Origin of the sequence: Acetobacter senegalensis (genome assembly GCF_001499615.1) — a bacterium.
GTDB classification, from domain to species: Bacteria; Pseudomonadota; Alphaproteobacteria; order Acetobacterales; family Acetobacteraceae; genus Acetobacter; species Acetobacter senegalensis.
The window spans coordinates 3,616,512-3,628,658 of record NZ_LN606600.1; the positions used below are offsets into that span (position 1 = coordinate 3,616,512).

Genomic DNA, 12,147 nt, shown 5'->3' on the forward strand with positions numbered 1-12,147 from the left:
AGCAAATTTTTTAGAGCGCCGGTCGAGATGTTTCGGGCTGTTCTGCCATAAGGGAGACATGCGCCGCGATGATTTTCCAGCCCTGCGGGGAGAGAAACCATGTTTGCATTTGTCGGCCTATTTTGCTGGACCCTTCACGTTGAAATTCCAAGCTCACAACAGCGGCGTTGTCACCCAGAACAGTAACAACCCTGCGCAGCATTTTGCGGGGCGGTGAGCCGCCTTTTCTCGCTCGACGAAACGCGGCGATCTCTTCTGTGCCATAGAGATTTTCACCCACGCCATACCGGACGGTTTCTGGCCCATCAAAGAAGAACGCATCCAATGCCGTTACGTCGTTATTAGCCAGCGCTCTTTCATAAGCATCTGACAACGCGGTAATTTCTGTTTCCAATATGGCAGAAGGCATCGGCTAAAAACTCTTTCTAAGCATGATCTGGTGGGCAACATTCATATCACACTCTTCATGCCATCCAGACAGGTGGGACGAAAACAAAAATCCTTGAGATAAGCAAAAAAGGCTCACTCAAGGATTTTTGGCATATGTCTCTGTTTCAAAGAAGACCATACTTCTTTGAAACAGATATCTTTTAGAAAGATGTGGAAATTGTTCCTGTCATGGAAAAACGGGGTTCCACCATGAAGGAGTTCCCATAACCAGTATAAGCAGGGGAGCTTCCGCTATAGACAGTGCTGGAATCCTTGGCGCTATAAACAGCACCCATGGCCCCAGTACGCACTATAGAGCCTGTAAGATTAGTAAAATTCAACTTGAACGTGGGAGACTTGAGAAAGCTGAAGGGCTGGAAATGATAACCGAGCGACAGAGAGTTGGTGACATACCCTGGAATACGCTGATCATTCGCAACGCTGACAGATTGCGGCCCTGTATAATGAACAGAACCATTAGCAAAAAAACCTTTATACGTATATGTTAAACCGAAGTTTGCGATGATACGCGGGGCCATGACAGCCTGAGTGCCTTTGGAATGAAGCATGATCTGCTGATAAGGGTCGAAAACGTTACTGTCCTGCGTCGCATGCAAATATTCAATGGACGCATAGGGACTGAAACCATGAATTGATTTCCCAGCAATCATGAAATCAAAGCCACGCATGGTTTGATTGCCAATGGAAAACGGGCGGAAGCTGTTCATGCCCAGATACTGATCAACAATACGATTGGTAACGTTATAATTGAAGAAAGACATATCCAGCATCAGATACTTGTTATGATATCTGTATCCAAGTTCCTCTTTGATGGAATACTGATTTTTAGGAATAGGCATACTGGTATAGAGCCAGCCCAAGTCATTTGTGCTTGGCTGACGATAATCCCCTTCAGCGTTGATATAAATCTGATTCTGATTATCGATATTATAGCTTATGGAAAGCTGGGGGAGGGGAGCCGTGCGGTTGTTTCCCTGATACCCGTAATAATCTTTGTTCCATGTATTTGCCATCACAAACTTGAAACCGGCATTGATAACAAGTTTATCATACAGGTAACGGGCCGTATCCTGAATGAAGAGAGAATGAATTTCGTAACCAGCTTTCTGTCTATCCCCTTTGGAAATAAGATAATTGGCATTGTTGGGCCCAGGAGCAGCGCCATTATCCATAACAAATCCGCTTGGATAGTTGCGGTCTGTTACATTGTTCTCATACCAGTAACCAAGTGAAATATGGTTATGCCGATCAATGTCATACCCCAGTTTGGCCGTTGCCCCAACCTGCCTTGCCCCGTGTTCATCAAAATAGGATGTCATGTTGCGTTGCGCACCTGATGCATCCGTACCAACGCCGCCGGGAGAGGCATCCCAACCTGGAGGGATCGAAGAACCGTCAATTGATGTGCGTGGCCCGTGATTTCTGGCTTTTGGCGATTTGATTGACGGTTTTTGCGATGGCATCCGGTCTGCGTTTTGAGCAGATTGGGCGCTGTTATCCGCTTGATAGCTACGCTGTGGTGCTGATCCGCTGCAGGAAGAGGAAGCGGCGCATGTTGTAGACGATATTGGCCAGGCCGATCCTCATGGTGGCTCGACTGATACCGACAGTCCGGACAAACAGCCCCGTCTGTGACTTCTGATCGGCAAAGACATGCTCGACACGCGAGCGGATGACCGACTTTCCAGCATTTGATTTCTGGATATGCCGGGGCATAGGCTTGAGATGCGGCTTTTTGCGATGAACCTTGGAAACAAATCCCTGCTTTTCCATGAAGTCTTCGTTGGCTTTTGAGCGATAGGCCGTGTCAGCCCAGACACTTGAGGCCGTATTGGTTTTATCCAGCAGCCCCTCTCTCAATCTCGCGCCATCACTGGCGGCGGCATGCGTTGTTTTCCATTTCCGGATGAACCGGTATTTCCGATCGATGGAAACATGCGATTTATAGCCAAAGAACGGGATGGCGAGATCACTGGATGGCATGGTTCCATCATCCTGCAGCTTCGCTTTGGTGAACTTTAGCGTCCAGCGCGCATGACGATCCTTGTGCGACAGCTTTGACGGCTTGTCCTGCCAGTCTTCAGGAATACGTCCTTCCCGAAGATCGGCTTTCTCTGCGTTGGTGTTCCGCTGCTTTGGAGCCGCTACCAGTGTGGCATCCAGGATCTGGCCGGACATCGGCAAATACCCGGCGTTGCGCAGGGTCGCATCAAAGCGGTTGAACAGCCCATCGATCGCACCCGCCTGGGTCAGACGCTCGCGAAACAGCCAGACCGTTTTGGCATCCGGCACCCGATCTGAAAGTCCCAGCCCAAGGAAACGCATAAAGGAGAGGCGATCGTTGATCAGATATTCCGTCCGCTCATCAGACAAATTGTTGAGCGTCTGGATCACCAGAATTTTGAACATCAGCACCGGATCAAATGGCGGTCGTCCGCCTTTGCTTCCGTCAGAATACGCCAGAACCTTCTCCAGGTCAGGGCGGAAGACTTCAAAATCCACAGTCCGGGAAAATGCTTCGAGCTGATCACCAAGCCCGCTCAGCCGGGCAAGCCGCTCTTCAACGTCAAAAAATCCCGCCTGCTTCATGATCCATACTCCAATCAACGCAAGGAAAATGGAATCACAGAGCAGACCTCAATACCAGAGGGTTTTTCGAACCCTCCACCTTGCCCGAAACTGAAATACGGTTGCAGATCAAATGTAAATTTTTTGGGTAAAACGACATGAATAGGGGCGGTCAGGAACACCTGATTCCAATGATCGTTATTGTTTTTCCAATAATTGACATTGCGAGAATCAGAAGAGCGACCCCAGCCAATGCCGTTATGCTTGTAATTCAGGAATTGCTGCTCTGTCGGGTAGTTATCGATCACAAAGTCTTCTGAATTCCAGGACAGAAAAAGGTGTGCATTGGAACCGTTATCCCAATCCTTTCTTACACCGAAATCAATATGCTTACGCTGGTTGATACCTGCACCCATCCAGCTACGCGCATGTGTATTGGAAAAAGAGAAAAAGCTTTTTACGCCGCTATTGCCGATTTCACCCGACTCAAGACGAAGGAATTCCCGGGAAAGATTATTGGTCCCATAAGAAAAATCCATCATCCCGCCGAACTTGTTGGAGGGCAGATGAGTCCGAGAGTTCATGACGCCGCCAGCGGCTGACATCACCGGAAGATCACGTGCGGCACTCCCCGGTGCAACACTGACTTCTTCAAGATTTTCAGAATCAATGTCTTCTGTCATGTATTTGGCCGCCGCCGCCGGTGCGCCGTCCACCATGAGCGCCATATCCAGATCTGTCAGGCCACGAGACTGGATCTGCCCGCCTTCCATACCAGAACTATCAGGGGCCATAATATTCAGACTGGGAAGGTTCTTGACCAGATCAAGCGCAGTAGACGTGGGGCTACGCATATTGATGTAGGCTTTTGTAACAGTCTGCACCGCATGAGGCGCCGTTTCCAAGCGCATCATTCCGCCGCCGCCGTTCAGGGCCTGACGATGCGAACCAACCAGAATATCTTCCTCTCCTTTTGCCTGTAGCGGGTTAGAATTTTTTTTGACAGAAGCCACTTTGGACGAACGCGTGGAAGTAACCTTTTTTGCGCTGCTATGCGTCGCGGCGTGACTGGTAGAGATGGGCGCTGCCAGACCTATGGAGGTAGCACTGCACCACGTAACCGCACTGGCCAGGCCTGAGAGAAACATCAGCCGTTTCCGCCGAGACAGAGATGCAAACAAACGAAAAGTTTGAGAAGAATTGGTCAGCATACTCTGCCTTCCTGTCATGACATACATACACAAAAAGAGAATAAAAAGGGGCCCAGATCAGTCGCTGTTCTAAGAACAACCGTAAACGATGCTTTCTCGTTATATATGGAAAACAGCATGTTCGCACAAAAGGAAAAAAAGCATTTTTGCGTTGCTTTTATTAGAATGAAGCCCTTTCACTCGAATTTCGAGTAGACAGAAATGCAACATAACAATGAGATGATCGTATGACTCTCGCCTTCAGCAATCACCACTGAGATACCAAAAGTTTCTTGGAGGAAATAACCTGTCGCAGAGAGGGAAGAGCAAGGAAACTTGCTAATTAGCCGGGCGTTGAAATTTTAGGCGCAGAAGATTCCTTTTTTTTTACTGATTCAAGAACGTCTTTCTGCGCAGGGTGAGTTCTTTTCAAGAGGCTGGGCGGACTGTCGCACGAAACCCCTTAACACTAAAGAGTTGCACGACGGAAAGCTCTCCACAAACGCGAGGCGATACGCATGAAACTCTCTGAACAGATTACCTCTGCCGCAACACAGGTGGGGGATTTCCTGACATTTGCAACTCAGGATGAGTCCGGCTTGCTGTCAGTAATCAATGATATTCTTGGTCCAGTGCCCCAACCGGATCATCCCAGTAAACTGGAGGAACGAGCTGAAGCTGCGGGAATGATTGATGTGATCCGTTACTGGCAAACAACGGACAAAGCCCGAAGCGCTACGCCGGAAGAAATTCAGAGATTTTTTACAAAATCTGAACTGGATTCCATTTCCGAGCAAACTGGGCTTTCAGAGGAAGCGACCATGAGTATGATGTGCGAACTTCTGCCCCGTTGTATCCGGCGGCGGGCGTTGCATATGTCTTTTACACGGTCCAATCCTACACCCACAGAGTAAAGCCAAACAGAAAGAGGAGGTGTTTTATCAACACCTCCTCTTTCCTCTGCTCTCCAGAATGAATGGACTATATCACCTCATTCCATATCCTGATGATGCGCTGCTGAAGAAACGAGAAGCTTCGTCATTTCACGAATGACTGTATGAACAGCATAAGGTTTTCTTATAACCGGCACATTGTTGAATTCGGCAGGAATCATTGAACCATCCGCATATCCGGTAGCGAACAGGAATGGAACATGCCGATCACGGAGAGCATTGGCGATTTTAACTGATGTTTCATCGCCCAGGTTCAGATCAAGAAGAGCAATATCCGGCATATCCTTCTTCAAGGCTTGTTGCCCTTCATAAACCGATGACACTGTCCTTACATTCTTTACGCCATGCTCCATCAAGGCATGCTCAATGTCCATTGCAATCAGAAGTTGATCTTCCACGATCAGAACTGACGCCATCCGTAGAGCATCATCAGTCGATCTGGTTTCTGACGGGATGACGACGTCTGACATAATATTATTCTCCTGCATGACACACACAGCATGGCGCTTAGGTAACTCAAAACGGATGAACAGCCCTTCGGTTCGCAAATCACATATCGCTTTGCCATTCAATTCATGCGGAATGGCACGTTCAATCAGAACGGAGCCAAATCCTTTTTCGTCCGATTGCGTGACCGGCGGGCCACCAGTTTCCTTCCATGTCAGCACCCAGGTCTGTTCTCTCTCGTCAAAGTGCCAGTCCACTTCCAGACGTCCCTCCCGACAGGAGAGCGAACCGTATTTTGCTGCATTTGTTGCCAGTTCATGGATAACGAGCGCAATAACGGACAACGCTCGCCCCGTTAGCCAGATCTCGGGGCCGTGCAGGGTAATCGTGCTTGCTTCCAGACGATAAGGCTCCAGTTCTGCTTCAAGCAGTTGCCGAAGTAGGCCACCTCCATCCGCCCGCACCACCTGATCATGTGCACGGGCAAGTGCGCCGATACGGGCCTTCAAGATAGAGAAGTGATCCTTCATGGTCCGGCCTTGGGGAACTGGGCGGCTCATAAGGGATTGTACAACGGCCAGAATATTCTTGACGCGATGACTCAACTCTTCATTCAACATTCTCTGGCGAATATCTGCCTCGGAACGCTCCTGAAGCTGTTGCTGATGATAAGCTCCCATTACCTCTATCAACGCGGAACGGAGGAGAATGGCGGCCTCTTCATCATCCGTAGTCCACGGATAACAATGATCCCGAACCTGTTCTTTCCAGATAGCAAAACTGGAGCGTGGCGTAAGACGTGGCCCATTAGGTCCGGTCTTGTAGGTCTTGTTGGGGTCTCCTCCCCAATTAAGCGTCTGGACAATTTCCTTCCGAAAAAGAAAAAGATAATCTTCTGGCTGTGCGGAAATTGGAATAACCATAACGCCCGCCACATTTGGAAGCAGGCATTTTGCCCACTCAAAAGCTCCTGAAAAATGGGCTGTATGCCAGATGTGCGCTCCTACTACCGGAGAAATGGTTTCAACAAGTTTCTGTGCCACCTGAGATGAGGTTGGAGCCTCTTTGTAAGCTGTCCATTGCCCGCCAATCCACAGCCCAAGGCCGTCGCAGGGGACAAGCGGCTGAAGATCAGCAATCCGAGACCGCAAATAGGACGGCATGTCCGTCATGGAGACAGCGTCTCTGAGGAAATTGTCGATTAAAGCATGTGTTCTTTGCGTAATAAGAAGACGGTTCGTTCTTAAAATTACAACGATACGGAGAGCAACAAACTCTCCAAACATTTTGGCAACAGCGCGCTCAGCCAGTGTAAGACGGCGAGGGGAATAATTGTGGCATGCAATCATCCCCCATAAGGCGCCATCCACGATCAAAGAAATAGACATGGACGCCCCCACGCCCATGTTGGCCAGATACTCGCAATGAATGGGAGAGACGCTCCGAAGCTGTGCGAAAGACATGTCCAAAGGCACGCTACCCGGCAATTCCAGCAACGGTACAGGCGTATAGTTCACGTCTCCAATAGTTCGTATCAGGGCTCGGCGGTAGAGATCGCGTGCCTGAGCAGGAATATCGCTGCTTGGAAAATGCTGACCCAGAAAGCTTTCCAACAAGGGAGACCGAGCTTCTGCAATCACCTTTCCGGACCAATCCGGGTCAAACCGGTAGATCATGATCCGGTCATACCGCAGCATGCCTCGCAGTAGACGCACAACGGTATCGCACAGTTGCTGCTGATCTGAGAGATTACGTATCCGATCGAGCATCAGCCGGAGCTGCCCTATGGATAAACGGCTGATATCAGACGCACCCGTAGCCTCGCATTCAACGACAACCTCAGGCCCCACAATATGGATAGACAGCCGGGGTTATCTCAACATCAAAGAGATAAGCCGGGCGCTTGAGGGAAAGGCTATTGGTGAGGGCGTTACGGATTTCATGCACGGCTTCGCGCCCGAGGAGCTCGGACAACATGTCTCCGGGACGCATGTGCTCAAGGCCCAGCATGCCTGCCGCATTTGCGGAAACGCGACGCAGCATGAAAGTATCTCTATCACAACTGAAAAGGCAGCCATGAGGTTGAATACTGCCGGGGATATGAATGGGCTCTTTATCGCAACTGGTCAGATCTGCTTTGCCGAATTCAACCATGTAAGAGGCCTTGCTGAGCATCCACCTTTTTCACGGCGTCCAAGGCAGAGCAAAAAAGGTTCCTTGCGCTATCGACAGCTTGCTCCTTGTCAAAGGCTGGCGTTTTATCCAGAAGAGACAAGAAAACTTTCCAGTTATCCAACGAACCAGATTGAACAAAAAGATGGCGGGCACCAAATTCTTCACCTAGACCAAGTAAGGATGCCTGTTTTACCAGTATTTGCGCCCCCAATGAGGCACCTTCCACAACATAAACCATTCCCATCAAGGCAGAAATTGTCGCGGGAAGGGCGACCGATGAAAAAACATCGGGAGAAATTGCCATATCCCGAGCGTCTTGATTAAGAACAGGCAGAAGAGTTGTGGGATGCCAGCCTTCAAAAAAATCTGGCCAGGAAATATGCTGAAAACAGGATTCTACACCTCCCCTTAACGCCAGAATACTGACAAGATACCGCTTGTAAGCAGCAAGAGATGTCAATGGCCCTATTGCTGCATCAAGCTGCTGATGGATGGTCCATGTACCATCTCGTAAAACAAACCGCCGGGAAGTCGAATTCATAGAAAATAGAGCCGTTTTTTCTGGGTCAAAGTGCCTGAAGAAACATGGATTCAAATTCAGACATCAAAAACAACCCCATTCAAACCCAAGTAACATTCCGGCACTATGTCACTTGCCTGAACATGGATCAACAGCATGACAGATCAGGGAAAACAGAATACTTAATAAAATATTTATTACTCTTGCAGTTCACCAGACAAAAGAAGAGCCGTATGGATAAGCGCAAGATGAGAAAATCCTTGTGGGAAATTACCTAACTGCACTTTTTGGTGTGCATCATACTCTTCGGCCAAAAGGCCCACATCATTTCTCAGGGCCAGTAATCTTTCAAACAACGCGTTGGCCGCTTCTTTTCGACCATCCAAGGCGTACACGTCGGCAAGCCAGAACGAACACGCCAGAAAAGCGCCTTCTTCCGAATTGAGCCCGTCAACATTGTCTTCTGTTTCATACCGCCTGATCAGGCCGCCGCTAAGAAGCTTTTTCTCAATAACCTTAATTGTGCTTTGAATTCGCGGGTCAGAAATGGGAAGAAAACCGACAAGAGGAAGTATTAAAAGAGAAGCATCCACTCCATCACTTCCATAATACTGAACAAAGCTGCCAATTCCGACATTAAATCCATAACTGCATATATCGTTATGTAAGGCTTCTCTTATCTCCTGCCATCTTTCATATGGGCCTGAAAGATTGTAGCGCACCATATCTTTTAATGCACAATCAAACGCCAACCATGCCATTACTTTGGAATGGACAAACTGGCGGGTTCCCCCGCGCACCTCCCATATTCCGTGATCAGGATCTCTCCATTTTAATTCCAACCGATTGAGAAGATTTGTCTGAAGCGCCCATGACGAGTGAGAACGAGACAACCCAGCGTTCCGCCCGAGTTGGGCGACGTGCGCCATGACCCCGTAAATATCAAGCTGAATCTGATCAGATGCAGCGTTCCCAATTCTCACGGGTTTGGCGTTATGATAACCGGGAAGGTTTTCCACACTCCATTCCCGCAACATACGCTCGCCACTGACCCCATACATAATCTGGGTTTGCGCGGCATCTCCCGCAATGCTGCGATGAAGCCAGTCATTCCACGCCTGAGCCTCTTCATGGTACCCACACGAAATGAGGGCAGAAAGCGTCAGGGCCGCATCCCGTAACCAGCAATAACGGTAATCCCAGTTTCTGATTCCTCCCAGATCTTCTGGCAGGGACGTGGTGGGCGCAGCAACAATCCCTCCGGTAGGAGAGTAGGTAAGGGCCTTCAATACAATCAGGGAACGCATTACGGCTTCGCGCCAAGGACCATGATAGGTACATTGGGCTGACCATGCTTCCCACCACTCTTGTGTTTCGTTCAGCAGGGCATCGACATCGAGACGATCAGGAACAGGCAAATGAGAGGCGGCATGCTGAAGAACAAATGTTTCTTCCTCCTGTTCTGCTATTTCAAAATAAGCGACCGTATTTAATTCTTCTGACTGTAAAGGAATAGAAGATCGAATAATAACCTGATCCGGCCCGGCAATGGCACGAATACCTTCTTCGTCATGCAAGCGAGTGACCCATGGAACGGTAAAGCCGTAGTCAAATCTCAAGCGAAGGAAAAAGCGCATCCTGACACGCCCCCTCACACCCTTTACGCGACGGATAATGGAGGTGTGCCCATCAAGTTTAGGCATATAATCTGTCACAACAACCTCTCCACTTCCCGTGGTCAGTCGCGTTTCAAGAATAAGCGTGTCTCCACAGTACTGACGTGAAGTAGAGATAAGAGCTTCCTCTGGTTCCAGCTTCCAGCATCCGTGATCTATAGTTCCCAACAATGCACTCAAACAGGCTGCGCTATCAAAACGAGGAACACATAACCAGTCTATTGAACAATCCTTGCCAATAAGAGCTGCGGTTCGACAATTGCCAATCAAGGCGTAATCCGCGATGGGGAGGGGAAGAGAACGGAAAGAAGAGTTTAGCAACTGGCGCATGCTGTCTCCTTTGTATCGGTAATAAGCTTATTTCCTGAAACGAAAGCGAAACAGGCGATGTTCCCCAAGAACCCTTATTTTTATATTTAAATTCGGCAAAAATCAGAAATTTGGCTTTTCGCGATCTTTTTAATGGCGACACTCAGCCTTAACATCACATTCCCGTGATTGATGCACTCTCTACGCCATTGGCACGTTAGGCGATAATACGGAAACCCATGTCCCGATAACCGGGAAAGGTTATGCTATGCAGCAGCTTTTTCAAAAAAAAATTGAACTTGATGTTTTGTCTGTTGCATCAGAATTTTTTCCTCTGGTGAAAACGGGAGGCCTGGGTGATGTAACGGGCGCTCTGCCTGCCGCACTCGCCCCTCAAGGCGTGCGTGTCAGAACAGTTTTGCCTGGCTATCCATCCGTTATGAACGCTCTGAAATGGGCCCATTATGAACAAGAAAAAATAGAAATACAGGAATTAGGCCATACTGTTCATATTATTCAGGCGTCCATCGAGCATAATTATTTCTTCATAATTGATTGCCCTGAGCTTTATTTGAGATCTGGTAGTCCCTATACTGCAGGAAACGGAAAATCCTGGGATGATAACGGCCTGAGGTTTGCTTTACTCTCTCGGGTTGCTGCTCGTCTGGCTTGTGGATTGGTCGCTGATTATCAGCCAGATCTTGTATTGGCTCATGATTGGCCTGCAGGCTTAACTGCGGCTTATCTGCATTTTACGCCAGGAATGACGCCTCCGGTTGTGCAAACCATTCATAATATTGCCTTTCAAGGGCGTTTTGGCGCTGACCAACTCTCTTCTTTTGAACTGCCTGTTGAAGGATTTTCACAAAACGGGTTTGAATTTCATGGTGATATTGGTTTTTTAAAAGCAGGTTTGTATTATGCACGCTGGCTGATTGCAGTCTCCCCAAATTACGCAGAAGAAATCCAAACAGCGGAATTTGGCATGGGGCTTGAAGGACTGCTTCATAGCCGAAGCGCCAATCTCAGCGGTATTCTCAATGGCGTGGATACGGATGTCTGGAACCCGGAAACTGATCCGGATATCCATTTCCCTTATAAACCTGGAAACGTATGGACACGTAGATCAAATAAAGCTGCATTTCAGGCCGAGTTTGGCCTGGCACAAAATCCAGATGCACTCCTTATTGGCGTTGTCAGCCGGCTGACCGATCAGAAGGGAATAGATCTCCTCGCTGAAGCTATGCCTGTTCTGATGAGGCAAAATTACGCCCTGCAATGCGTGGTTGTGGGAGGAGGGGAGCTTCATATCGAAAGACAGCTCGGTCATCTTGCCCGCCGTTTTCCGGGCCGTTTTGCTTGCACGTTACGATACAGTGAAAGTTTGGGTCACCGAGCCCAAGCGTCGGCTGACGTCATTTTTGTTCCTTCGCGTTTTGAACCGTGCGGTCTTACCCAACTCTATGCCATGCGCTATGGCGCTGTGCCTGTTGTTTCAAAGGTAGGGGGACTGGCAGACACTATTATTGATGCAAATGCCGCCGCACTTTCGGCTGGTTGCGCAACCGGCTTTGTTTTCTCCCCCAACGATGCCACGGCCATTATCAATGTGATGCAGCGTGTTTATAAAGTCTTCTGCGATAAAGCTTTGTGGACACTCCTTCAAAGAAACGGTGCCCAACAGGATGTATCGTGGCAAAGGCCCGCAGCCTTGTACGGTGCCTTGTTCAAAAGGCTTGTTCCTTCGCATCACAGCAACCAGGCAGATGTTCTGGCCTTCAATGCTAAAGCCGCAACGGGCAAACGGAGTATCGCGCGGCGTCCTCCTCTTGCCGGTTCAGAACGTTCGGTATCATGAC

Annotated in this window: 8 protein-coding genes and 2 pseudogenes; 2 read left to right on the forward strand and 8 right to left on the reverse strand. The window is 48.9% G+C overall.

The window, feature by feature from the left end; translation table 11 throughout:
• Positions 1-10: 10 nt before the first annotated feature.
• From hpxZ to ASN_RS16640, 4 genes and pseudogenes are all read right to left on the reverse strand, one after another.
• Positions 11-409: an oxalurate catabolism protein HpxZ gene (hpxZ, locus tag ASN_RS16625; RefSeq protein WP_058988875.1), complete on the reverse strand. Its 399-nt coding sequence runs from the start codon at positions 407-409 to the stop codon at positions 11-13.
• Between the two features lie 181 nt (positions 410-590).
• Positions 591-1,826 (reverse strand): annotated as a pseudogene (locus tag ASN_RS16630) (TonB-dependent receptor); the annotation flags it as partial.
• A 133-nt stretch (positions 1,827-1,959) separates the two neighbouring features.
• Entirely contained in the window at positions 1,960-3,039 is a 1,080-nt protein-coding gene (locus tag ASN_RS16635; protein WP_058988266.1) for an IS5 family transposase, read from the reverse strand.
• Positions 3,040-3,116: 77 nt separating this feature from the next.
• Positions 3,117-4,229, reverse strand: a pseudogene (locus ASN_RS16640) (TonB-dependent receptor plug domain-containing protein); the annotation flags it as partial.
• A gap of 497 nt (positions 4,230-4,726) precedes the next feature.
• Here ASN_RS16640 and ASN_RS16645 point away from each other — a divergent pair.
• Complete coding sequence (locus ASN_RS16645) at positions 4,727-5,122, forward strand: YidB family protein (RefSeq protein ID WP_058988876.1); 396 nt, start codon at positions 4,727-4,729, stop codon at positions 5,120-5,122.
• A 77-nt stretch (positions 5,123-5,199) separates the two neighbouring features.
• Here the strand turns inward: ASN_RS16645 and ASN_RS16650 are convergent, their stop codons facing one another.
• The 4 genes from ASN_RS16650 to ASN_RS16665 form a co-directional block, all read right to left on the reverse strand.
• Positions 5,200-7,377: an HWE histidine kinase domain-containing protein gene (locus ASN_RS16650; RefSeq protein ID WP_231948293.1), complete on the reverse strand. Its 2,178-nt coding sequence runs from the start codon at positions 7,375-7,377 to the stop codon at positions 5,200-5,202.
• A 70-nt stretch (positions 7,378-7,447) separates the two neighbouring features.
• Positions 7,448-7,762, reverse strand: a complete 315-nt coding sequence (locus ASN_RS20340; RefSeq protein ID WP_058988878.1) for a hypothetical protein — start codon at positions 7,760-7,762, stop codon at positions 7,448-7,450.
• Entirely contained in the window at positions 7,755-8,324 is a 570-nt protein-coding gene (locus ASN_RS16660) for a biliverdin-producing heme oxygenase (protein ID WP_058988879.1), read from the reverse strand. The genes ASN_RS20340 and ASN_RS16660 overlap by 8 nt, the downstream gene beginning before the upstream one ends.
• 176 nt (positions 8,325-8,500) lie before the next feature.
• Complete coding sequence (locus ASN_RS16665) at positions 8,501-10,309, reverse strand: glycoside hydrolase family 15 protein (RefSeq protein WP_058988880.1); 1,809 nt, start codon at positions 10,307-10,309, stop codon at positions 8,501-8,503.
• 247 nt (positions 10,310-10,556) lie between these two features.
• Here ASN_RS16665 and glgA point away from each other — a divergent pair, with 247 nt between their 5' ends.
• A complete protein-coding gene (gene glgA, locus ASN_RS16670; RefSeq protein ID WP_058988881.1) occupies positions 10,557-12,146 on the forward strand; it encodes a glycogen synthase GlgA in 1,590 nt (529 codons plus the stop codon).
• Position 12,147: the final 1 nt, after the last annotated feature.

Bases quoted from the DNA above. Each gene is read 5' to 3' on its own strand.
- ASN_RS16650 (WP_231948293.1), bottom strand. From the start codon at position 7,377: ATGCTCGATCGGATACGTAATCTCTCAGATCAGCAGCAACTGTGCGAT.
- ASN_RS16660 (WP_058988879.1), bottom strand. From the start codon at position 8,324: ATGAATTCGACTTCCCGGCGGTTTGTTTTACGAGATGGTACATGGACC.
- glgA (WP_058988881.1), top strand. From the start codon at position 10,557: ATGCAGCAGCTTTTTCAAAAAAAAATTGAACTTGATGTTTTGTCTGTT.
- ASN_RS20340 (WP_058988878.1), bottom strand. From the start codon at position 7,762: ATGGTTGAATTCGGCAAAGCAGATCTGACCAGTTGCGATAAAGAGCCC.
- hpxZ (WP_058988875.1), bottom strand. From the start codon at position 409: ATGCCTTCTGCCATATTGGAAACAGAAATTACCGCGTTGTCAGATGCT.
- ASN_RS16635 (WP_058988266.1), bottom strand. From the start codon at position 3,039: ATGAAGCAGGCGGGATTTTTTGACGTTGAAGAGCGGCTTGCCCGGCTG.
- ASN_RS16645 (WP_058988876.1), top strand. From the start codon at position 4,727: ATGAAACTCTCTGAACAGATTACCTCTGCCGCAACACAGGTGGGGGAT.
- ASN_RS16665 (WP_058988880.1), bottom strand. From the start codon at position 10,309: ATGCGCCAGTTGCTAAACTCTTCTTTCCGTTCTCTTCCCCTCCCCATC.